The 23,600-nt window shown below is 65.1% G+C and carries 15 protein-coding genes and 1 rRNA gene; 6 read left to right on the top strand and 10 right to left on the bottom strand.

The window, feature by feature from the left end; all coding sequences use genetic code 11:
- A 5S ribosomal RNA gene (gene rrf / locus AC1DMA_RS25760) occupies positions 1-81 on the top strand; the annotation flags it as partial.
- Positions 82-109: 28 nt separating this feature from the next.
- Here the strand turns inward: rrf and AC1DMA_RS25755 are convergent.
- A complete protein-coding gene (locus AC1DMA_RS25755) occupies positions 110-1,291 on the bottom strand; it encodes a DNA topoisomerase IB (protein ID WP_478145880.1) in 1,182 nt (393 codons plus the stop codon).
- A 136-nt stretch (positions 1,292-1,427) separates the two neighbouring features.
- On the opposite strand from AC1DMA_RS25755, the gene AC1DMA_RS25750 reads away from it, so the two are divergent.
- Positions 1,428-2,456 carry a purine-nucleoside phosphorylase gene (locus AC1DMA_RS25750; protein WP_478145879.1) on the top strand — a complete coding sequence of 343 codons (1,029 nt, stop codon included), beginning with the start codon at positions 1,428-1,430 and terminating at the stop codon, positions 2,454-2,456.
- A gap of 27 nt (positions 2,457-2,483) precedes the next feature.
- On the opposite strand, the gene dinB is transcribed toward AC1DMA_RS25750, so the two are convergent.
- Positions 2,484-3,740 carry a DNA polymerase IV gene (gene dinB / locus AC1DMA_RS25745; RefSeq protein WP_478145889.1) on the bottom strand — a complete coding sequence of 419 codons (1,257 nt, stop codon included), beginning with the start codon at positions 3,738-3,740 and terminating at the stop codon, positions 2,484-2,486.
- Positions 3,741-3,816: 76 nt separating this feature from the next.
- Here dinB and AC1DMA_RS25740 point away from each other — a divergent pair, with 76 nt between their 5' ends.
- A complete protein-coding gene (locus AC1DMA_RS25740; RefSeq protein ID WP_478145878.1) occupies positions 3,817-4,359 on the top strand; it encodes a putative glycolipid-binding domain-containing protein in 543 nt (180 codons plus the stop codon).
- A gap of 13 nt (positions 4,360-4,372) precedes the next feature.
- Here the strand turns inward: AC1DMA_RS25740 and AC1DMA_RS25735 are convergent, their stop codons facing one another.
- Positions 4,373-5,755, bottom strand: coding sequence for an FAD-binding oxidoreductase (locus AC1DMA_RS25735; protein ID WP_478127356.1), 1,383 nt, complete (start codon positions 5,753-5,755; stop codon positions 4,373-4,375).
- A 201-nt stretch (positions 5,756-5,956) separates the two neighbouring features.
- On the opposite strand from AC1DMA_RS25735, the gene AC1DMA_RS25730 reads away from it, so the two are divergent.
- Both AC1DMA_RS25730 and AC1DMA_RS25725 read left to right on the top strand, forming a co-directional pair.
- Positions 5,957-6,214 carry a DUF4242 domain-containing protein gene (locus AC1DMA_RS25730; RefSeq protein WP_478127355.1) on the top strand — a complete coding sequence of 86 codons (258 nt, stop codon included), beginning with the start codon at positions 5,957-5,959 and terminating at the stop codon, positions 6,212-6,214.
- Positions 6,215-6,247: 33 nt separating this feature from the next.
- Complete coding sequence (locus tag AC1DMA_RS25725) at positions 6,248-9,361, top strand: helix-turn-helix transcriptional regulator (RefSeq protein WP_478127354.1); 3,114 nt, start codon at positions 6,248-6,250, stop codon at positions 9,359-9,361.
- Between the two features lie 12 nt (positions 9,362-9,373).
- On the opposite strand, the gene AC1DMA_RS25720 is transcribed toward AC1DMA_RS25725, so the two are convergent.
- Both AC1DMA_RS25720 and AC1DMA_RS25715 read right to left on the bottom strand, forming a co-directional pair.
- A complete protein-coding gene (locus AC1DMA_RS25720; RefSeq protein WP_478145877.1) occupies positions 9,374-10,711 on the bottom strand; it encodes an MFS family transporter in 1,338 nt (445 codons plus the stop codon).
- Positions 10,712-10,808: 97 nt separating this feature from the next.
- Entirely contained in the window at positions 10,809-11,966 is a 1,158-nt protein-coding gene (locus AC1DMA_RS25715) for an alpha-hydroxy acid oxidase (protein ID WP_478127352.1), read from the bottom strand.
- A 129-nt stretch (positions 11,967-12,095) separates the two neighbouring features.
- Here AC1DMA_RS25715 and panE point away from each other — a divergent pair, with 129 nt between their 5' ends.
- The gene (gene panE / locus AC1DMA_RS25710; protein WP_478145876.1) at positions 12,096-13,031 is read left to right on the top strand and encodes a 2-dehydropantoate 2-reductase; all 936 of its coding nucleotides are present in this window, start codon (positions 12,096-12,098) and stop codon (positions 13,029-13,031) included.
- A 307-nt stretch (positions 13,032-13,338) separates the two neighbouring features.
- Here the strand turns inward: panE and pbpC are convergent, their stop codons facing one another.
- The 5 genes from pbpC to AC1DMA_RS25685 all read right to left on the bottom strand — a co-directional run bounded on the left by pbpC (position 13,339) and on the right by AC1DMA_RS25685 (position 23,562).
- Entirely contained in the window at positions 13,339-15,519 is a 2,181-nt protein-coding gene (gene pbpC / locus AC1DMA_RS25705; protein WP_478127350.1) for a penicillin-binding protein 1C, read from the bottom strand.
- A 32-nt stretch (positions 15,520-15,551) separates the two neighbouring features.
- Positions 15,552-16,472, bottom strand: a complete 921-nt coding sequence (locus AC1DMA_RS25700; protein ID WP_478127349.1) for a polysaccharide deacetylase family protein — start codon at positions 16,470-16,472, stop codon at positions 15,552-15,554.
- Between the two features lie 109 nt (positions 16,473-16,581).
- Positions 16,582-17,208: a LysE family translocator gene (locus tag AC1DMA_RS25695; protein ID WP_478127348.1), complete on the bottom strand. Its 627-nt coding sequence runs from the start codon at positions 17,206-17,208 to the stop codon at positions 16,582-16,584.
- Between the two features lie 58 nt (positions 17,209-17,266).
- Positions 17,267-17,542: a DUF2277 domain-containing protein gene (locus tag AC1DMA_RS25690; protein WP_478127347.1), complete on the bottom strand. Its 276-nt coding sequence runs from the start codon at positions 17,540-17,542 to the stop codon at positions 17,267-17,269.
- A 65-nt stretch (positions 17,543-17,607) separates the two neighbouring features.
- Positions 17,608-23,562 (bottom strand): alpha-2-macroglobulin family protein, encoded by a 5,955-nt coding sequence (locus AC1DMA_RS25685; RefSeq protein WP_478145888.1) that lies wholly within the window; start codon positions 23,560-23,562, stop codon positions 17,608-17,610.
- Between the last annotated feature and the right edge of the window lie 38 nt (positions 23,563-23,600).

Genomic DNA, 23,600 nt, shown 5'->3' with positions numbered 1-23,600 from the left:
TCCCATCCCGAACAGGACAGTGAAACGCCTCAGCGCCGATGATAGTGCGGGTTCCCGTGTGAAAGTAGGTCATCGTCAGGCTCTTACAGCCCCAAAAAGCCCAGCCCTCTCAGGCTGGGCTTTTTGCGTTCCGCGCCCTCCCATCACCTGCACACCGCTCCACGCCCCTCCCGGTAACTTCCCTTCCAATACGCTCAAGCGACAAGGCCAAACCCCCGGAGCGGTGTTGGTCCAAAAACGCCAGCAAGCGTGTCTCGTGCGCGTGCAGTAGGCGAATACTTGGCGCGGACTGGTCAAATTTCGCCCATTGGCTCATCGCTTCCGAATTCGCAGCAAGCAGGGCGGCGAATTCCAGAACAGCAGGATGCACGTAGGCTTTCTTGCAAACGGCCGGGGTATTGCCCAGGCGGCTTGCGACAGAAGACAAGACCTCCTTGATGCTGACGCGTGCCAAACCCTCGCCCTGAGTCTTGCTCCCGCAGTCGCAAGCCAGCCGCAAAAATTCCAATGCTTCGACGGTCCCATGCCAGGTACGGAAGTCCTTCGCTGTAAATTCCTCTCCGGATGCCTCTCGCAGGTACTCGTTGACGTCGGTCGAAGAAATGCTGTGGGGCGTGCCGTCCTCGCTTTCGTACCGAAAAAGCTCTTGACCAGGTAGCTGCTGGCACCGACGGATCACTTTTGCGACGCGCGGGTCATCAACGCGCGCTTCATGCATGACGCCGCTTTTGCCACGAAAGCGAAGCTTGAGCGTGCCTCCGCGCGCCTCCGCATGCTTGTTGCGGAGTGTCGTGAGGCCATAGGAGCCGTTGTCGGTCGCATAGGCCTCATTGCCGACGCGCAAGAATGTCGTGTCGAGGAGCCGCACGATCGTTGCCAGGACCAAGTTGCGGTGAAGAGGCTGCTTCGCCTCGATTCGGAGGTCCCGCGCAACGCGACGCCGTATCTTGGGGAGCGCCCGGCCGAACGCTGCCAAGCGATCGAACTTTGTCTCGTCCTTCAGGACGCGCCAGTCGTTGTGGTAGCGGTACTGCTTGCGACCTCGTGCATCGATCCCCGTCGCTTGAAGGTGACCGTTCTGCAATGAGCAGATCCAGACGTCTTTGTAGGCCGGTGGAATCGCGAGTCGCCGGATACGGGCGAGCTGTTCAGGGTCGCGCACCCACGCGCCATTCGAATCCTTGTAGCGGAAAGTGTCGCCCCGCTTGAAGCGCCGAATGCCAGGCATCGCGGGGTTGATGTAGACCAACCCGTTGGCGAGGGGCACCGGGCGAAATCCGTTGGCAGGCATGAGCTTTGCGACAATCCTTCTCGAATGCAGACGGGAGGCTGACCGCGCGGTGACTTCACCGCTGTAGGACGCCGCAAACGAAACAAGTGCGCTGCCGTCTGCCCTCGGATTCCATTTCCCAACTCGGAGAAGCTCTATGTCCCCCGTCCGGTCCCTTCGTGCGCGTCTGCTCGCGATGTTTGCGGTCATGTTCTTGGCCGCCGGTTGTGCGTCGACCTCGCAGCCGCGCCCCACCGAGCTGATCAAGGTGAAGGTGTTCGTCGCATCGATGTTCGAGATTGGCAAGAACACGGGCGACCGTGCCGGTGAATTCCAGCACTGGTATGAGCGCTACTGGATGAACGCAACGCCGATTGCGGTACCTGGAGCACTGCAACCGGTGTATTGCAATGCCGATGGCGTCTGCGGTGCAGTCCTCGGCATGGGGAAGGTGAATTCGTCGTCATCGATGCAGGCGATCCTGCAGAACCCACAGTTCGACTTTTCCAAGGCCTACTACGTCATCTCCGGGGTGGCCGGTACGCCGCCATCGCGCGGCACCATCGGCGAAGTGAGCTGGGCGACGTGGGTCGTCGACTATGACCTCGGCCACCGCTGGGCCCCCGAAGAAAACAAGGCAGGCGAGCCGACCTTCATGCCCCGCAAAGGCTACGAGGAGTACCGTCGCTTCAAGCTCAACCCGGAACTGGTCGCGTGGGCGATGAAGCTTTCAGCCGGCACCCCGCTGAAGGATTCGGAAGCCGCTCGCGCCTATCGACAGCGCTATCCGCAAGCTGCTGCCCGACGCGCTCCTTTCGTGGGCACCGGAACTCACATGACCGGCGACACCTTCTTCCATGGCCCCGGGATGTCCAACCAGGCGCAATACATCGCCAAGCTGTATGGCGCGGATGACTATGTCATCACCGAGATGGAAGCGGCGGCGATCACGCTTGTGATCAAGCGCAGCCATGGAATCGATCGCGTGATGAGCCTGCGCGGCGCCGTCAATTTCGATCAGGGAAACCCACGTGAAACGACTCTGCAGCACCTGGATCCGGCGCCGGGTGAAACGGCGGGCGGCTTCGCAGAAACCGTCGAAAACGTCGAGCTCGTGGGCAGTCGCGTTGTCGACCACATCGTTGGCAACTGGGCGCAATGGCAGAAGGGCGTGCCACCGCTCTGAGCAGAGCCAAAGATCGAACAGAAAGCCCTAGAACAGCGAGGCTGTCCTGGCAGTCGACCCGGCGTCGCCCGGCAACGCGCGGCGCGCGCCCGACGCGGGCCGCGCAAGCGCCATCGAATCGGCCTCGCCCGCTTTCGCCAGCGCTCCGACCCGCACGCCCAGAAGCCGCAGCGGGCGCTGGAGCGGCACCCGTTTGAGACAAAGTCCGGCGATGTTCCGGATGGTCTTGGCATCGGCTGTGAAATGGTCGATCGTCTGGTCGCGCGTGGCAATCTTGAAGTCGTCGTAACGCAGCTTGATGCCGATCGTCTTGCCGACGTAGCCTTTGCGTTGCAAATCCTCGGCGAGCTTCTCGCAGAGGTGCGTGAAGATGGCGCCGAGTTCGGCCCTGTCACGCACGGCCTGGAGATCGCGGTCGAAGGTCGTCTCGCGGCTCATCGAGACCGGCTCGCTTTCAGTGACCACCGGCCGGCTGTCGCGCCCCCAGGCGACCTCATGCATCCAGGCTCCGGTGGCCTTCCCGAAATTCGTGATCAACCAGTCGCGATCCCGCGCCGCGAGCTCGCCAATGGTCTGGATGCCGTGCCGCTGCAGCTTTTCGTCCGCCTTGGGCCCGATTCCATTGACCTTGCGGCAGGGCAGCGGCCAGATGCTCGCCTGGAGATCGGCCTCGAACACCACTGAAATCCCGTTCGGCTTGTTGAATTCGCTCGCCATCTTGGCCAGCAACTTGTTCGGTGCGATGCCGATGGAGCAGGTGAGCCCCGTCGCCTCGAAAATCGCCCGTTGAATCAGCCGAGCGAGGACGCGCCCGCCTTCTCTCTGGCCCCCTGGCACTTCGGTGAAATCGATATAGACCTCGTCGACTCCCCGGTCCTCCATCACAGGCGCGATTTCAGTGATGATTTGCTTGAAGGCCCGCGAGTACTTGCGGTATTCGTCGAAGTCGACCGGAAGGATGATGGCCTGCGGACACAGCTTCGCGGCCTTCATGAGGCCCATGGCCGAGCCAACCCCGAATTGCCGAGCCGGATATGTTGCCGTGGTGATCACTCCGCGGCCCGCGTAGTTCTTGAGCAGAGGAAATGACGCCAGCGGAATGTCCGCCAGCGTGCCGCCCGCCGGCACGTCGCGCAAGACTTCGTCGACCTTGCGGCGCCCGCCGCCGATCACCACCGGGAGCCCCTTGAGTTGCGGATAGCGCAGCAGTTCGACCGATGCGTAGAAGGCATCCATGTCGAGGTGCGCAATGCGGCGGATCGGTGCGGTCGTCACGGCCGTCATTGTCGTCTGGGCAAAGCAGGGTTGCGCACAGCGGGCACCCAGTGCCATCATCCACAGTATGCAGACGGTCGCTTCCATGCTCTGGCGCCGCCTCGGCACTCCGGGGCACGATGTCTGTCGGCTCGACCGCAACGGCGAGAACTGGCAAATCGACGGCGCCGCGGCATTCCGCAATGAAGACGGGCGCTATGCCCAGCTGCACTACCGCGTGCGGTGCGATCGGGCCTGGCACACCCAGTGGGGAACAGTGCGCGGTTGGCTGGGAAGCGAAGCCATCGACCTGTCCATCGTGCGGGATTCGCACGGCGCCTGGAAGCTCAACGACGTCCCCGTCGCCGAAATCGGTCATTGCGTGGATCTCGATCTCGGGTTTACGCCAGCCACCAATCTATTGCACCTCCGACGGCTTCACCTCGCGCCTGGCGAGGCTTCCGATGCGCCGGCCGCCTGGCTCGATCTCGAAAGCGCAAGCCTGGTGGAACTCAGCCAGCGCTATGAGCGGCGCGGCGAAACCGAGTACTGGTACGCAGCGCCGCGTTTCGACTATGCGGCAATGCTCGACGTGACCGAGGACGGCTTCGTCAGGCATTACCCCACCTTGTGGGAAGCAGAGCCTTGATCCGCGGCGGCAATCAGGCGTTCGCCGCCGGGCGGATGTTCTGGTTCACGCGGAAGAGATTGCCCGGGTCGTACTGCTTCTTCACGGTCGCCAGACGGTCGTAGTGTTCGCGGTAGGTCGCCTTCACGCGATCTTCGCCCTCGTCCATCATGAAGTTGACATAAGCGCCGCCCGCCGAATACGGATGCAGGGCGTCCCAATAGTTCTTGCACCACGCGGTGATGCTCTCGCGATTCGCGGGGTCTGGATCGACGCCGACGATCACGGAAGCCCAGCGGGCGTCGCGATAGCTGAAAGGGGTGTCCTTTCGGCCGACCCGCTGAACGGCGCCATCGATCGGATACATGTGCATCGATGACTGCATCGTCGGCATGAGCGAACCGTGCTTGACGTGCTGCGCAATCGCCTCATCAGAGAGCTCGTTGACGAAGTCGGCCCGCCAGTACCACTGGTGCCCTGGCGGGTAGAGCCCGTCGAACGCGCTCTGCAGCACCGGGTAGGGCATGGGCGCGACGCCGTAAAGCGCAGGCTCCTTGGCCCGGACCGGTGCCAGCGCTGCTTCGGCCCCTGCGGGATCGCCGGCGTAGCACCAGATCACGCCGCACATTTTCTTGAGGTGCAATTCTTCCGGGAACGGCGGCGCAGGTGGCACAGTGAGGAAAGCAAAGAAGCCGCCCAGTTCGGTCGGCGCCTTGCCGATGAAGTCGCGGTACCACGAGAGGATTTCCGCAGCGCGTTCGAGCGGCCAGAGCGTGGGCCCCGCGACCACCGTGCTGAGCGGGTGCAGCCGGTATTCGAAGGAGGTCACCACGCCGAAATTGCCGCCGCCGCCGCGAACCGCCCAGAAGAGGTCTTCGTTCTCCTTGGCGCTGGCGGTCACGTAGCTTCCGTCTGCGAGCACGACATCCACGCTCAACAGGTTGTCGATCGTCAGCCCGAATCGCCGCGAGAGGTGCCCGATGCCGCCGCCGAGGGTAAGGCCTCCGACGCCCGTGGTCGAGATGATGCCCGCCGGCGTCGCCATGCCGAAGGCGTGCGTCGCATGATCGACGTCGCCCCAGGTGCAGCCGCCTTCCGCGCGCACGGTGTGGGCTTTCGGATCGACTCGGATGCCGCGCAGCCTCGACAGGTCGATCACGAATCCGTCGTCGCACATGCCCAGCCCGCCGCCGTTGTGCCCGCCGCCCCGCACTGCCAGCAACAGGCGGTTGTCGCGCGCAAAATTGACCGATGCGATCACGTCGGCCACATCGGCGACGCGGGCGATCAACAGGGGCCGCTTGTCGATCATTGCGTTGTAGACCTTGCGCGCTTCCTCGTAGCCGGCGTCTCCGGGTTGAATCACAGTCCCGCGCAATTGGGCTTTGAAGGTCTCCAGACTGGCTTCGTTGAACATGTTCACTCCTTGTGTGTGGGTGAACAAAGTCTAGGAAGCGGCCGGCCAATTGACGATCCGCCGGATTGATCATTTTGAAAATCGAGCCGGGACAGGTCGAATGGTCAGGATTGACTATGCCGGTCGTTGCGTTGACCGAGACTTCGATTTGTCGCCCAATTCCGTTTGCGGCCCATCATGGCCTGCTGGAAAAGAGGTCGTATGCCACTGTTCCTTATTGAGCGACAGTTCGCCGAGGAGTTGGAGCTTGCCGCGGCGGACGTCGCTGCCATTCAGCGCGTCAATTCGGATGTCGGTGTGAACTGGCTGTTCTCGTTCCTTTCCGCGGATCGCAAGAAGACGTATTGCCTCTACGAGGCGCCGAGCGCCGAGGAGATCCACAAGGCGGCGCGCCTCGCCAGGGTTCCTGCGGATGTGGTGATCGAGGTCAACCAGATTCGTCCCGAAGCGGTCGTCTAGCGGCGCCGCTTCCGAAACCACGAGGACCGCGCCGTGCAATGCACCCGCTGCGGTCGCGACGCCAGACTGGACGCGACCTTCTGCGACGGTTGTGGCGCGCCGCTGCAGCCGCCCCCACTCACGACTGTGGAAAGCGACGACGCGGTACGTCTGCCGGCCGAGCGATTCGTCGGGCGCGAGCGCGAACTCGCCGCGCTGGACGCCGGTCTGACCCGCGCCCTGGCAGGCAACGGCGGCACTGCGGCGCTGGCCGGCGAGCCTGGCATCGGCAAATCGCACACTGCGCAGATGCTGACCCAGCGCGCGGCGGCGCGCGGCATGCAGGTGCTCTGGGGGCGCTGCAATGAGGAACCCGGCGCGCCCCCCTACTGGCCCTGGCTGCAACTGCTTCGCGCATGGGTTGAGACGCACGATGACGCAACCGCACGGCGCATTCTTTCGGACGCGGAGTCGCCCCTGGGTGAAATCCTGCCGGATCTGAAGCAACATCCGCCGGCGGGTGCGCAGTCGCTGCCGATGTTCGATCCGGCGCAGACGCGCTTTCGTCTTTTCGACGCCATGGCCAGCTTCTGGAAACGTGCGGCGGCCGAACAGCCCTTGCTGCTCGTGCTGGACAACCTGCATTGGGCCGACGCTTCGTCGCTGCGCCTGCTCGAATTCATCGCGCCCGACCTGTCGACCTGCCGGATTCTGGTGGTCATCACCTATCGCGACATGGAGCTGTCGCGCCAACATCCGCTCTCGGCCACGCTCGGCGAGTTGGCCCGGCAGCCGGGCTTCGAGCGCTTGCGCCTGACGGGCCTCGGCCGCGACGAGACGATCCGCATGATGGCTCTGGCTGCGGGGAGCGCCAAGGTGCCGCTGGCCCTTGCCGAGGCCGTCCATCGCCAGACTGAAGGCAATCCGCTTTTCGTCGGGGAAATGACCCGGCTGATGATTCAGGAACAGGTGCTCGCCGACGGAACGCGAGCCGTGCCTTCGTCCCTGCTGGCGCCGGCCGGTCCGCGGCGCATCCCGGAAGGCGTGCGCGAAGTGATCGGGAGGCGCCTGAATCGCTTGTCTCCGCTCGCCAACCAGGTGCTCGCCTGCGCATCGGTGATCGGCCGCGCCTTCGACCTCGACCTGCTGCTGCGCGCCATTGACGACGTGGAGGAGGACGCATGCATGGGCGCGCTCGAAGAGGCGCTGCAGTCGCGCGTGATCGAGGCGCTCGACGATCCTGGTCGCTACCACTTCGGACATGCGCTTTTCAGGGAGACGCTGTACGACGAAATTCCGCCGCCGCGCCGCAGCAGATTGCATCTCAGGGTGGGCAGAGCGATCGAACAGGTTTTCGGAGATGCCGCGACCGATCAGCTCCCCGCGCTGGCCCATCACTTCTGGGCTGCACTACCGGGGGGCGACGCCGCGCGCGCCATCCACTACGCGCAGAAGGCTGCCGAGAGCTCCGATGCCTTGCAGGCCCATGAAGAAGCAACGCGCTACTACCGACTCGCGCTCCAGGCGATGGATGTCATCCGAGGCGGGGATGCATCTGCGGGATTTGCGCGTTGCCGCACCCTGAACGCACTGGGAGAGGCACACACCCGTGCCGGCGAATATCTGCAGGCTCGACAAGCCTTCGAACAGGCGGCGCGAACCAGCATGCAACTCGATGCCGCGCACGAACTTGCCCGGGCCGCCATCGGATTCGAGATGGCTAGCTGGTGTCCCGGGCTGCCCGGCATCGCAGCGGCGCGGCTTCTGCGCGATGCGCTGAACGCGCTTGCCGTCGATGACCGCGCACTGAAGGCGCAACTTCTCAGCTCGCTCGCGCGGGCGCTCATCTTCAGCGGCGAGGAGGTCCAGGCAACGAAGGTGCATGCCGAGGCAGTGAGCGTTGCCCGACAGGCGGGCGATCCGTCCACGCTTGCGGTGACCCTGCTGGCGACACTGTCGGCGCGATGGCACCACGACCGCATCGGCGAGCGAGTGGCGAATGCGGACGAGGCGATGGAGATCGCGATGCAGCAGGGCGACCGCTTCCTGATGTGCTCTGCATTGGCATGGCGCATGTTCGACACCTTCGAACTCGGGGACATGGCGACCTGGCGCGATCAACTCGAGCGCTACGAGCGCGGCGGGGAAGAATTCAGGCAGCCCTTCTTCCGGTACGTCGGCTCGTCGTCTCGCACCATGCATGCGCTCTTCGAAGGGCGCTTCGAGGACGCCGAACGGCTGGCGCGGCGCACTTTCGAGATCGGCAATCGCATGCCCGGACTGGATGCGGCCGGCGTCTACGGCGTACAGATGTTCACCTTGCGCCGCGAGCAGGGACGCTTGCAGGAGGTGGCCCCGCTGGTCCGCCATTTTGTGCAAGGCAATGCCCAGAGCAACCTGTGGCGGCCCGGGCTGGCACTGATCTACGCCGAGCTGGATCAGCTCGAAGACGCGCGCTCCGAGTTCGAACTGCTGGCGGCGAGCAGCTTCGAATCATTGCCGCGCGACGGTATCTGGATGGCGAGTCTGGCCTATCTGGCACAAGTGTGCGCCGCGCTCGGCGATGCCGCGCGGGCGGCGGTGCTCTACAAGCTGCTGGAGCCGTGTCACGGGCGGAATCTGTTCGTCGGCACATCGATCGCCTCGTTTGGCGCTGCGGACGCCTTTCTGGGCCTGCTGTCGTCCACCATGCGCCGATGGGATGAAGCCGAAGCGCATTTCAAGGCGGCGGTGTCTATGAATCGCGGCCAGAACGCGCGACCCGCCTTCGCGCACGCGTGCCTCGGCTATGCGCGCGTGCTGTTGGCCAGGGATGCGCCCGGAGATCGCGACGCGGCGCTGGACCTGCTCGAGGATGCCGCGGCGGAAGCCGCAGCGCTCGATATGCGCGCGCTCGCGGTTCGCGTCGAAGTCTGCCGCACGAGGATGGAAGCGACGACGGCAGTGCCCCGCTACCCGGCCGGACTGAGCGGCCGAGAGGCGCAAGTCCTGCGTCTCGTCGCGGCGGGCAAGGGGAACCGGCAGATCGCGCGCGAACTGTTCGTCAGCCCCAACACAATCGCCAACCATGTGCGCAGCATCCTGAGCAAGACGCAGTCGGCAAACAGGACCGAGGCCGCGGCGTTCGCCATCCGGCATGCGCTGGCCGACGCAGAGGATCGCGCGTGAATGCAGTCGCTGTCAGTGATCGTGGTGCAGGTAGGCGGCCTGTCGCGGCAGCCGCCAGCTGACGAAGAAGGCAAGCACCATCATTGCGGTCACGTACCAGTAGAACGCCGTCTCGTGCCCGATCGACTTGAGACCGAGCGCAACATATTCCGCCGAGCCTCCGAAGATCGCGTTGGCCACCGCATAGGCAAGCCCGACGCCGAGTGCGCGCACCTCGGGCGGGAACATTTCGGCCTTCACGATGCCGCTGATCGAGGTGTAGAAGCTGACGATCGCCAGCGCAAGGATGATGAGCAAGAACGCGACGACAGGACTGGTCACGCTCTGCAGGCCCGTCAGGATCGGCACCGTGGAGAGCGCGCCGAGGCCGCCGAAGAGCAGCATGTTGGTTCGCCGGCCGATGCGATCGGAAAGCGCGCCGAACACCGGCTGCATGCACATGTAGACGAACAGCGCGATCGTCATCACGTAACTGGTCGTCTTGATCGGCATGCCGACCGTGTTGACCAAGTACTTCTGCATGTAGGTCGTGAAGGTGTAGAAGATCAGCGAACCGCCGGCGGTGAAGCCCAGCACGGTGAAGAAAGCAGCCTTGTGATGGCGGAACAGAACCGAGAGGCTGCCGGCTTCCTTGTTGGCGCGGATCTCGGCGGACTGCGTTTCCTGCAACGTCCGGCGCAGGAAAAGCGCAACCACGGCGGCGATGGCGCCGATCACGAACGGAATGCGCCAGCCCCAGGCCTTGAGCTCGGCCTCGCTCAGCAACTGTTCGAGCACCACAATGACCAGCACGGCGAGCAATTGGCCGCCGATCAGCGTGACATATTGGAAAGAAGAGAAGAATCCGCGCTGGCCGCGCAGCGCGACCTCGCTCATGTAGGTCGCTGTCGTGCCGTACTCGCCACCCACCGAAAGACCCTGGAACAGGCGGCACACCAGGAGCAAGAAGGGCGCCCATGCGCCGATGGCGGCGTACGTGGGCAGGCATGCGATCGCCAACGATCCCGCGCACATCATCGTCACCGAGATCAGCATCGATGTCCTGCGGCCGTACTTGTCCGCCACGCGACCGAACAGCCAGCCCCCGATGGGCCGCATCAGGAAGCCAGCGGCAAACACGCCAGCCGTGTTGAGCAACTGCGCCGTCGGGTCGGACTTCGGGAAGAACGAAGGCGCGAAATACAGCGCGCTGAAGGCGTAGACGTAGAAGTCGAACCACTCGACGAGGTTGCCGGACGATGCCGCCATGATCGCGAAGATGCGATGGCGCTTTTCTTCGCTGGTGTAGGCCCGGTGGGATGCCTCAGGATCGAGGGGAGTGGCCCCCGCTGGGGATGTGATTGTGCTCATAACTGGACTCGCGCCTCTCTGATTTGCGATCGATAGGGGCGCTGAATATACTGCCGCCCCCGAGGCGCGCGTGCTGTCAGCCAGCGCCGCGATCTGGTCAGAATGTGCCGGGGAGCAGGATGCTCGAATCGACCTCGTCGATCTGCGTTCGGCCGCAAAACGCCATGGTCAGTTCCAGTTCGCGCTGGATGATCTGCAACGCGCGCGTCACACCGGCCTCGCCGTACGCGCCGAGTGCATAAAGAAAGCTCCGCCCGATCATCGTCCCGCGGGCGCCGAGCGCGCGGGCCTTGAGCACGTCCTGGCCGCTGCGGATGCCGCCATCCATCCAGACTTCGATTTCAGTGCCCACAGCCTCGCTGATGGCCGGAAGCGCGGCAATGGACGAAGGTGCGCCGTCGAGCTGGCGGCCACCATGGTTCGACACGATCAGCGCATCCGCGCCGCTGGAGGCCGCAAGGCGCGCATCCTCGACGTCCATGATGCCCTTGAGGACCAGCTTGCCGCCCCAGATTTTCTTGATCCACTCGACGTCGGCCCAACTGAGGGTGGGGTCGAACTGTTCGGCCGTCCATGACGACAGCGACGACAAATCCTTCACGCTCTCCGCGTGGCCGGCGATATTGCGGAAAGTGCGGCGCTTGGTGCCCAGCATGCCCAGGCACCAGTGCGGCTTGGTCGCGAGATTGATGAGATTCTTGATCGTGGGCTTGGGCGGTGCGGTCAGGCCGTTCTTGATGTCGCGGTGCCGTTGCCCGAGGATTTGCAGGTCGAGCGTCAATTGGAGCGCCGACACGTTGGCTGCGCGTGCGCGTTCGATGAGCCGTTCGATGAAATCTCGATCCTTCATCACGTAGAGCTGGAACCAGAAGGGATGGCGATCGGTCGCTTCGGCGATGTCTTCGAGCGAGCAGATGCTCATCGTCGACAGCGTGAACGGAATGCCGAAGGCTTTCGCCGCGCGCGCGCCGAGGATTTCGCCGTCGGCGTGCTGCATGCCTGCCATGCCCGTCGGCGCGATGGCGACGGGCATCGCGACTTCCTCGCCGATCATGGTGGTGCGTGTCGAGCGGCCATCCATGTTGATGGCGACGCGCTGGCGCAGCTTGATCTTCTGGAAGTCCTCCTCGTTGGCGCGGTAGGTTCCTTCGGTCCAGGCCCCGGAGTCTGCGTAGTCGTAGAACATGCGGGGCACGCGGCGCTTGGCGATGACTCGCAGGTCTTCGATGTTCGTGATCTTGGAGAGGTCTGGCACTGGAAAGGGCTCCTGGGTTGTCTGTCTTGAGTAGTGCCTATTATCCGCAGGCCCCGAGCGGGTCGGTGAGCAAGACTTTTCACCGCGGCGCAGAATCCGCCTTTTCATCATTCGAGCGGGAACAATCCGATGCGATTCCTGGTTGTGGGCGCCGGTGCGCTGGGTGGGTATTTCGGTGGCAGGCTGTTGCAGGCCGAAGAAGACGTGACTTTCCTGCTGCGCCCTCGACGAGCGGCACAGCTCGCCAAGACGGGCCTCGTGATCAAGAGCCCGCACGGCGGCTTCATCCTGCCTTCGCCGCCCTCGGTGCAGGCAGATGCCATCGGCGGTCCCTTCGATGTCGTCATCGTCGGCTGCAAGGCCTACGACCTCGCGGAAACGATGGATTCGTTCGCGCCCGCCGTGGGCCCTGACACCGCGATCCTGCCGGTCTTGAACGGCATGCGCCATCTCGACGACCTTGCGCGGCGCTTCGGCAAGGAGCGCGTGCTCGGCGGGCTTTGCATGATCTCGGCCGTGTTGGACGACGAAGGCGCCGTGCTTCATCTGAGCGACGTGCACAGCCTGGCCTACGGTGAACTGGACGGCACACGCTCCGCGCGAGTGAAGGCGCTGGAGGCCGCGTTCGAAAAGCCGGTGTTCGACGCCAACGCTTCGGACAACATCCTGCAGGACATGTGGGAGAAATGGGTGCTCATCGCATCGGCCGCGAGCATGACTTGCCTGATGCGGGCGGCGGTCGGCGACATCGTGCGCGCTGGCGGCGCCGATCTTGCCGTCGGCATGGTGGACGAGTGCGCCGCCATTGCCGAGCGAAACGGGTTCACGATGCGTCCGGCCGCTCTCGAGCGTGCTCGCGCGATCGTCACCGCGCCGGAGTCATTGATGACCGCGTCGATGTTCAAGGACATCGAGCGCGCAGCGCCGATAGAGGCGGACCACATCATCGGTGACCTGATAGCGCGTGGCGATGGAGATGGCAAGCCGTTGTCGCTGCTGCGGGTGGCCTACGTGCACCTCAAGGCATATGAGGCGCGCAGGGCGCGAGAGTCGAAGCAAGCCTGACCGTGGGAGCCTCACCGTAGATTCAAGCTACTTCAGCCGGCAGAAGGGCCAGCCTTCGATGCTCGCCCAGATGCATGCACGAATGCATTCGATGACGACCTGCGGGTCCTGAGACTGCGGCACTGTTTTCATCCTGATCAACATTTCGCGCTCCCGTTCTTGTTGGTGGACTGTTGAAGCAGTGATAGTCCTGGGGCGGCGCTCGTTCCAGCAGCGCGCTGCTCTGCCTAGCGTGGGTTGGGGAGCGACATGGGTGTCCGACATTCGACAGCACGGCGGAGTCGATGTGCACTGACAGCTGTCGGATTCAGCGCTTCACGCTGGCCACGACTCCCGCCCCGCGCACTTCGAGCTTGATCTGGTCCACCACGCGGTCCTGGGCATCGACAAGCTCCACCACATGGCGGCCGGGCCATGGCAGCCAGAGTGCGGTGCTGCCGCGCGTGAAGGCCTTGCCGTCGATGCGCCACCGCACGCCACGGCCTTCGGCCTCGAAGCGCACGCGCTGGCGATCGGGCGGAATGTCCGGATCGAGCGCGATGATGGTTCCGTTCGAGGGCGATGTGATGCGCGGCGACGATTCGGCAACCGACACGCTTGGCGCCAGCGAGAACACCGGCTGTTCGGTGCCGGCGATGAACCATTCGTCTCGCGCTGCCTCGATTTCTTCACCGAAACGCACATGCGCCTGCACGAGCCCGGCTGGYGGCGAAGGGGCGAGGCTGCGTTCATTGCGATGCAGGAAGCCCATCAGTTCGGCCCATACGGGCGCCGCGCCGCTGGTGCCGCTCACATCCCACATCGGCGCGCCGCCGGCGTTGCCCACCCAAACGCCCACGGTGTAGCGCTGCGACCAGCCGATGGCCCAGTTGTCGCGCATGTCCTTGCTGGTGCCGGTCTTCACCGCCGTCCAGAAGCGCGTACCGAGCACGCTGTCGAGCCCGAAGGTGCGCGCGCGTGCATTGGCGTCGCTCAGGATGTCGCCGACGATGAATGCGGCCCGCGGATCGATGGCCGGCGCATCGTTCACTGCCCTGCCGACGTTCGGCGTGGTTGGCGTCCGGGCCGGCAGGTAGCGCGTCTCTCCGAACCGGCCGCCGTTGGCGAGCGTCCTGTAGCCGTTGGTCAGCCCCAGCAGCGAGATCTCGGCGCTGCCCAGCGCAAGGCTGTAACCGTAGTAATCACCGCCCTGTGCGAGCGTCATTCCGGCCGACCGAAGCTGGCGCGCGAAGGCATCGGGCGAAACCATCATCAGCGTGCGGACGGCAGGCACGTTGAGCGAGGCCGCCAGCGCGGTGCGCATGGACACATAACCCTTGAACTGATGGTCGTAGTTCTGCGGAATATAGAGGCCGCTCGCCGTCGCGATCTGCGCCGAGGAATCGTCGAGCAGCGAAGCCGCCGTCAGCCGCCGTTCGGCGATCGCCTGCGCGTACAAGAAGGGCTTGAGTGTGGAGCCCGGCTGCCGTTGCGAGAGCACGCCGTCCACTTCCGCCGCGCGGCTGATGCCGCCCGACGAGCCGACCCATGCGAGCACTTCGCCCGTCGGGTTGTCGAGCACGACGACGGCGCCGTCTTCCACATTGCGGCCGCGCAGTTCGCGTAGATGCCGTTGCAGGCTGCCCAGCGCAACCCGTTGCAGTGGCGCGCGCAAGGTGGTGCGAATGCTGTCCGGTGCGCTGTCGCCCCGCGAAGCGACAACCCGCCGCGCAAGATGAGGCGCGATGCCTTCGCTCGCGTCGAAGCTCCGTCGCTGCAATGCAGCGCTCGCGAACATGTCAATCGAATCGCAGTCGGGCCTGCTTGCGGGCTCCATGGATTGCATCAGTTCGCACGCGCGCTGGGCAACCGCCGCCGGCTTGGCATTGGGTGCGCGCACCAGCGCCGCCGCGACGGCCGCTTCGCGCGCGTCGAGACCGTGCGGCGCCTTGCCGAAGAGCGTGCGCGAGAGTGCGTCGATGCCGACGATTTCACCGCGAAACGGCACGACGTTGAGATAAGCCTCCAGGATCTGGTCCTTGCGCCAGCCGTGCTCCAGCCGCTGTGCCGCAACCGTCTGCCCGACCTTTTGCGCCAGGCTGCGGCCGCCGCCACTGCGCCGCAGATCGTCGTCGAGCAGCCCGGCAAGCTGCATCGTGATGGTCGATGCGCCGCGCGTGCGCGTGTTCCACAAGTTGCCCCAGGCGGCAGCGGACACTGCCCGCCAGTCGACGCCGCTGTGTTCATAGAAGCGCTTGTCTTCACTCAGGACCATCGCGGTGCGCAAGCTAGGCGAGATGTCCGGGAGGGCGACCCATTGGCCGCGTCGCGCAGTCGCATCCGTGCGCACGCGTTGCAGTAGCTCGCCGTCCCGGTCCAGCACCATCGTGTCGGAAGGATGGAAGTCGCGACGGACCTCATCAAACGTGGCAAGCGCCCACGCGGGTGCGGCGAGCAGCGCCCCGAGGGCGGGCAGCACAAAGAGAAAGGTCGGGAGGCGGCGTGGCATGAGCGAGGTGGCCGCGCATGACGGCCAGCCTGTTAGCTTGCCACAGCCGCGGCGGGTTCGATCGATTCCATGTGCTCGCAGATGGCGCCGGGTTGGGTGAACCAGATTTCGCCGCGATCGCGCATGCGGGCCAAGTGCGAGAGTGCGCGCCGCAGATGGCGCAGGCGGTACGGCTGCCCGACGATGTACGGATGCAGCGCAACGCCCATCACCAGCGGCTGACGGCGCGACTGGTCAAGCATCTCGTCGGCGTTGTCGATGATCGCCTGGGCGAAATCCTTGGCGTCCATCTGCCGCGCCACGATCATCGGGATGTCGTTCAGCTCCTGCGGATACGGCACCGACCACAGCGGAATTCCGCTGCGCGTGCGCATGCGGATGGGCTGATCGTCATGGCACCAGTTGAGCGTGTAGCTGTAACCTGCCTCCGCAAGCAGATCGGGTGTGCAGTGGCTTTCCGATATCCAGGGCGAAAGCCAGCCGGCGGGCGCGGAGCCGCTGTGCGCCAGCATGCTGGCACGGCAGTGCGCAAGCAGCGCCGCTTCGCCGGCCTCGTCAATGTCCGCCTGTCGCTCTGCGTTGCTGTGTCCGTGCCCGATGAGTTCATCGCCGCGTGCCATCGATGCCGCGACGAGCTCGGGGCAGTGGTCATACAGTGCCGTATTGAGGAGTGTGCTGGATGGCAATCCCAGGCTGTCGAACAACTCCAGGCAGCGCCAGGCGCCCACGCGATTGCCATATTCGCGCCACGAAAAATTCAGCACATCGGGATGCGGCGCCATCGGGCCAATGCATGCGCCCAAGCCTTCGCCGAAGGCGAAATGCTCGAGGTTGAGTCCGATATAGACCGCCAGGCGCGCGCCGTTCGGCCATGCGTGATTCGGCCGTCGGGTGATCGGTGTGTAGTCGAATCGGCCGTGCGTGGGCAAGAGGCCGAGGTAGCGCGCGTTCATGAGGTCTCCAATTCGAGGCGTCCCGCGGCCCCAAGACCTCGCGACCTCATCGGGCCAGCAAGACGCGTGCCCCGGGCCGAACCTGCGAGAACGACCGCGGGCGTACTTTTCAGCCGGGACGCCGCGCCAGGAGCGCCCAGACCCCCGCGATGGAGAGCAGCGAACCGCCCGCGAGATTGAACCGCCGTTGCGCGCGAGGCGATGAAAGCAATTTGCGCGCGGAGCCTGCGAACACCGCGTAGAGCGTGGCGTTCAGCGTCGCCATGCTCACGAAGGTGATCGCGAGCATCCAGAGTTGTTGCGTTGCATCGGCGCGGGGATTGATGAACTGCGGCAGGAACGCCACAAAGAACACGATGCCCTTGGGGTTCAGCGCCGTGACCAAGTAGGTATTGGCGAAGAGCCGCAAGCGCGAACCGGGCGCCGCGGGCGCCGCGATTTCGGTCGGAGAGATTCCGGCACGCAGGAGCTTGATCCCGAGGAAGAGCAGGTACAGGCCGCCCGCCCACTTGATCACCATGAACCAGAACGCGGACGTCGCCAGCAAAGCGCCCAAGCCGAGCAGCGAGACGACGAGGGCCGTCGAGTCGCCCAGCGCCACTGCTGCGACCAGCGGCACGTTTGCGCGCCGGCCATGCGCCACCGAATAGCTGATGACAGTCAGGATGGTCGGCCCGGGAATGATCAGGAGCACCGCCGAAGCAGCGATGAAAGCGAGCCAGAGTTCAATGGACATTCAAAGGTCTTTCAGATGAGGGTCATGCGACCGGTCCGCCCGTTTCTCGTTCTTTCGTTCAATGGCTCGTGCCGAAGCGCTCCGCACTGCGGGCGCGGGCGCGGGCCGCTTCGATCTCGCGATCGCGCGGATCGGCAGTCGTGACCAACGACGTGATGAGCGCGCGCGCCGCAGCCGTCACGTCCTCCACCGCACGATCGAAGGCCGCCTCATTGGCCTTCGAAGGATGGTTGAACCCGCTGAGCTTGCGGACGAACTGCAGCGACGCGGCGCGCATCTCGTCCTCGGTCGCGGGGGGCTCGAAATTGAACAGGGTCTTGATGCTTCTGCACATCGTCTTCACTCCTTGCGGGCAGCGCGCAGTTTGCTCAAGTTCGAGCAGAAGCTCAAGCCCGACCGCTACTTCGGCGCCTCCACCTTGATTCGGGCATTGGGGGCCTCGCCAAACATTTCCGGTGCATACAGCGCTTCGACGCGGCTGGGCGGCAGCGAAAAATCGCCCACGTTGTTGAGCCGGAAGGTGTATTCCATCTTCACGACCCCCTTCGGAAGGTACTCGTAGTAACTGCGGAAGGACTCGAAGCTGCGTTCCTCGAAGGCAGGCCAGCCGCTGCCGGAGCGCTTCTCGCCCTGGGTCGCTATCTGCGAATCGCGCCCCAGCCCGCTGCCGAGAATCGTCGCGCCGCCCGGAATCGGATCGGTGATTGCCACCCAGGTCATGTCCGCGCTCGCATTCACTTCGAGGCTGACGCGCAGCACGTCGCCGCGCGTATAGATGCCGGGCACCGCCTGCTCGACGGGGGTGATGGTCTTCTTGATCGCATAGCCCGCAGCGAAGGGCGCCTTGAGTTCGACAGCGGCGATCGACTGCGCCGTCAACCACGGTTTGCCGGCGCCGTTTTGCGTCACGAGCAGTGCGTCGTGGGCGGACTGCGGTGCCGGCGATGTCGACGAAGTCGGCCACGGCAGGAACATGCTGTTGTTGCGCAAATTCCCCGGCGACGCCGGAGCGCCGAACGCGGTCGTCTGGTTCGGCGCGCCGCCGGCATCGCCGGGTTTGACGCGTTCGACCTTGTTCCAATCGACCTCTGCCTTGGCGGCGCCCAGACTCGCGGCCGTGACGCCGGTGACGGGTGCGCTTTCGAACTGCTTCGAGAATTTCTCCAGCGCCAGACCACCCCACAGGTTGGCCGTGGTGGTGTGCCATGCGCCGTTCTGTTGCCGGCCGATGAAGCCGTTGGCGAGCTTCGCAATATCGTCCTTCCAGGCGGGATCGTCCATCACCGTCAGCAGGAGGCGCGCGGTGTTGACGTCGCCGTTGGTCATCAGCCACCACCAGTTGTCGTCCTGTTCAGTGCTGAAGATCAGCCTCGTGCCCTGATAGCTCAGGCGTGCCTTGAGCACGTTGTTGGCTTCGTCCATCCGCTGCTGGCGCTGGGGCACGTCCGGCACGCGCTTGAGGATGCTGAGCCAGTCGATCACTGCGCTGGTCGGCCATTGGTTGGGCGCGATCGTGATGCTGCCGGTCATGCGGCCTTGCGCCTTTCCGTAGCGCGACAGCGCTTCGAGCGCGGCGATCTTGCGCACGTCCAGGTCTTTGCGCGGGCTCCAGAACTCGCGCTGGATGCGGCCCTCGACGAACGCGATCAGGCCCTGTTCCATCGGTGCGCGCGCGGCGTCGGGCAGCGCGAAGGCCGGATCGAGCGCCGCTGCTTCGTGGGTCGCGGCGAGCAGGTAAGCCGTCAGAACGTCGCTGCCGCGATTGGCTTCCCCGTCACGCGGGGGAAAGTAGTTGGCGAGCCCATCGCTGTCGAGGTAGCTCGGCAGCTGCCCGACGACGGCCTGCCATGCCTTGCCGTCGCGCAGGCCAATGGATTTGCTGGTCTTTTGCTCCAGACAGGCGTACGGATAGGCCGCAAACCAGTCCCGCACGCCGGTCAGTCCTTCGGCCAGGCGAGGCTGAAGCGAGAGCCGCACGCCGCCGCGACCGGGCAGGGCGTCGGCCGGCGGCGCCACCTCGAGGCTGAAGGGCGCCTCGATCTGCACGAGCGTGGCTTGCTGAACCGTCAGCGGTACCGCAGGCACGATGCGTTGGCGCACTTTCAGCGCATCGCGAGCATCGCCTAGCGTGTCGCGAGCCTCGATCTCCCACAGGATCGCTTCGGCGCGCGTTTGCGCGAGCTGCGCCGGGGCCGTCACCGTCCAGCCGATCTCGCGGGCCTCGCCGGCGGGGATGTCCACCGTCTGCGGCGGCAGCGTCAGCAGGGTGGCGCGCGGCGTCGCCTCGACCTTCATGTCCTTGTGGGTTGTGTTGCGCAGCGTGATCTGTGCGCGGAACTGGTCGTCCTCGCGCACCAGCGGCGGCAAGCCGCTGATGATCTGCAGGTCTTGCGCCGACTGGATCGATGTCTGCCCGGTGCCGAACAAGCCCGTGCCGGCATCGGCGACCGCAACGATCCTGAAGGTGGTGAGCGCATCGTTCAGCGGCACCGTGACGGTAGCCTGTCCATTGGGATCGAGCACGATCGCAGGCTTCCACAGCAGCAGCGTGTCGAGCAGTTCGCGCGTCGGGCTCTTGCCGCCGCCTCCGCCGGCCGGCACCGCCTTGCGCCCGTAATGCCGCCTGCCGACGATCTCCATCTGCGCCGTGGAAGTGCTGACGCCCCAACTGCGCCGCTGCAGCATGGCTTCGAGCAGGTTCCAACTGTCGTTGGGCATCAGTTCGAGGAGCGACTGGTCGACCGCGGCCAGTGCCACTTCGGCACCGGCAGCCGGCTTGCCATCAGGCAGCTTGCCGGTGATCGTGATCTGTGCCTTGCCGCGCACGGGGTAGCTGAGCTTGTCACTCGCCACCTTCACGTCGATCTGGTTGGCCTGCGTGCCGACGCGGATTTCCGCCAGCCCCAGCCTGAATGCCGGCTTGCTGAGGTCCACCAATGCGGTCGGTGCGACGTATTCCTTGCCTTCGTACCAGAAGGCCGTCCACCATTCGCGCGGCGCCTTGAAGCCCCAGGTGAAGAAGCTGTACCACGGCACCTCGCGCAGGCGACCGCGCAGCGCGAGCACGCTGACGTAGACATTCGGCCCCCAATCGGGCTTGATCTGCAGGCTGATCGTCGGATCCTGTCCGTTGAGCTGCACCACGTGCGTCTCGATGACGCCTTCGCGCTCGACGGACACCAGCGCCGTCGAAAAGCGGAACGGGCTTCGCACCTGGAAACGGGCGACCTCGCCGGGCTGGTAGCTCTTCTTTTCCGGAAGAACGTCGATGCGATCGTTGTCCTCCCCGCCGAACCAGAGCTCGCCCTGTCGCGTGACATAGACCGAACTCGCAGCGCGGCTGTCGCGGCCTTCCTTGTCGGTGGCGCTGGCGACGAGTTCGATCTCGCCTGCTTCCTTGAGGTCGACCTCGCACAACAACAGCCCGCGCGCGTCGCTCTTGCCGCTGCAGACCGTTCCGATGTCCCTGACATCCGTCTTGTTGTCGTAGGTGTAGAAGCCGCCGACCATCCGCTTGCGGCTGGTGGTAGTGATGCGCGCGACCGCACGCACGTTGAGCGTCACGCCTTCCTGCGGCTTGCCGGCCAGATCGAGCGCGAGCGCCTGAAAGCGCATCTTCTGCTTCGTCGAAACCCATCCTTCGGTCTTGATGCCGGCGATCACGCCCGCGGGCCAGAGCGTCTGCGTGCTGCGCAAGGTCTGGACTTCGCCATTGGGATCGGCATAGGTGGCCTCGAGCAGGAGTTCGCGCGGCGTCGCCTTGTCGACGGGGATCTTGTCGATGACGACCTTGCCGGTGCCGTTGCGGTCGAGCGTGAGCGGCAGCTTGTCCGCGACGATGCGCGCGTCGTCGGGGGTCGATTCCTCCTCGCCCGTGTCGCTGGCCGCCGTGCGCTCCCTTCGAGGCGGCGAGAAGCTGAACGACTCGAAGTCCGGGAACGAAAGGCTCTTGCCACGCACCATCGCGGACACGCGCACCGGCAGGCTGGCCGCGCCGCCGCCCGCCACGTAGTTGATCTGCACGTCGACTGGCACGGACGTGGCCGCCACCAGCGGATTCTTGTCGGCGGGTGCGATCCGGCCTTCGAGCACCGGAAGGCGGAACTCTTCGACTCTGAACTGTCCTGTGGCGTAGGTGCGGCGGCCGTCTCCGGCGCCAGCGCGCAATTCGACTTGGTAGATGCCGAGCTTGGCGGCCGGTGGAATGTCGAAGGTGTTTTCCGCGCTGCGCCCACCGGTTGGGGTGTTGCGCCATTTGACGGGCTGGGTGAACTGCTGTCCGCTGCCGACATGCGTCACGACCAGTGTGTCGGGGAGGTCAGGAGGCAGTCCGAAGCCGCTGCGCATCTGCGTGCGCAGGATGTGCTTCATCGACACCGTTTCGCCGGCGCGCAGCAGCGTGCGGTCGAACACCGTGTGGGCGATGCGGTCGGGCTCGGCGTCCAGGCTCGTCGGGACATTGAAGCGCCAGGGCTCGATGCCGCGCTGCCAGTCGCTCCATGTGAAGGCGAGGTCCTCGACGCCTTCGGCATCCTTGGCGCGGGCACTGACGAAGTAGGCGTCGGCGCTGTAGTCCTCGTCGGTGGAGCAGCCTGGGGCATTGGAAGAGATGCCCGTCAATTGCACGATCCCCCTTGCGTCGGTCATGCCGGAGGCCACTTCCTTGCCGTTGCAGCTCGACACGCGGACGCTGGCGTTCGGCACCACCTTGCCCTTGTCCAGCGTGGTCACCCAGGCCACCGAATTCTCCCGGCCCAGCTTGAAGTGCACGGCGAGGTTGGTCGCCAGTGCGGTAGTCCGCACGTACATCGTGCGGCCGCTGCCGTAGCGTTCGTCGAGCAGTGCGTCGCCCAGCTTCTGCGACGCGATCTCCAGCACGTGAAAGCCTGGTGTCAGCGGAATGCCAACCACCTCGAAAGGCCGGGGGTCGGTGCCTTCGGTCTTCGGCATGTCCAGCGATTTGACGCCGCTCTGGCCCGCCAGCAGTGAAATCATGCGCGTCTGGATGTCGTCGCGATCGTCCTTGTCGATCACCTTCGGCAGCGCGCCCTTGACGTCCCGGGCTGCCAGCTTGCGGGACACCGTGTAGTTGTCATAGCGGCGAACCTTGCGAAACCACGCGATGATTTCCGCGTCGGTCTTCGGGTTCATGTCGCTGACCTTGCCAGGCGTGAGCGCCCGCACCTGCAGCGCAGGCTCGACCCGGCGCACCGTCACTGGCATCAGCGCGACGCCATCGGGCTCCGCCAGGCGCTCGACAACGCCGAACGGAGAGGCCGCGAACTTAGCCAGCGGCGGCATCGCGCCGGTCGCGACCTTCATCGGAAAGCTGCCCTGCGAAGCCAAAGGGCGACCGGAGGCATCCTGGAAGTTCTTCGGCAGCTCGATCGTGTACGGCGTCTGTTCCGCGAAAGGCGCCGGGAAGCTCACGGATTCGACCACCGCGTCCTCGTCGTTCCTGGCGTTGTCGTCGAACTTCGGCGGCAGGCTCTTGCCGTTGCCTTTGAGCACGATCTGTGCGGCCAGCTTGCGGGTCACCGATGCATTGAACCGCAGCTCCATCGGCCGCAGCGGCAGGCAAGCGGACTGCGCGTTCTCGCGCTCGCAGCTGAACGAAATGGCGAAGGGTTCGCGCACTTCGAAGTTCAGCCGCCGTTCGACCGTGTTCACGACCCCCGAAGGTGTGGCCACGCCCTTGCCGTAGACCAGCTGCACGCGGCCGCCAGCGGGCAGCGTTCGATTGCACTGCAGGGTCACGAAGCGCAGGGGCGCCTTTTCTGCCTCCTTGTCGCGCCCGAAAGACTTGAGCAGGGCCTCGCGTTGTGCCCCGTCGACGAGCTTGACCGGAATGCGTTCGCCGATGCCGTCGGCGGCGCACCACACGTTGGCCTGCACGCTCTCGCCCGTGGCGGGGCCGTTGAGTTCGAGCATGAACAACTGCTGCTCGTCGATCTTTCCGTTGCTGGGTTGCCAGTAGCGAATGAAGGGGCCGCCGCTGTTGAACTGGTAGCGCTCGGGGCCGGTCAGTTCCGCGCCCGCAGGCGACTTGAATCCAGCCACGCGCGTCGCCGTGCAGCGCACGCCCGGTGGCAGATCGTTCTCGAAATCGAAAACCCATTGCTTCTCGCCGGTCCAGCGCCCGTTGCCCTTGGCGGCTTGCGCGTCCGAGCAGCTCACGGCGAGCGGCGCCGGTGCCTTGGGGTCGCCGAACTTGACGGCAGCCTGGTCGAACTTGGCGACCACCTGGCGAATGCGTGCGACTTCGCCTTGTGGCGTGAGGCTGGCGATCTGAAAGGCGTGTGCGCCGAGCGCGGACAGAGCCAGCGCCATGGCGCTCACACAGCGCAATGTCATTGTTGTTTTCAACAGACTTCTCCTTCGGCCCGAAGGGT

Source organism: Variovorax sp. 05N34 (assembly GCF_056397405.1).
This window is presented reverse-complemented; position numbering and strand designations above follow the sequence as displayed.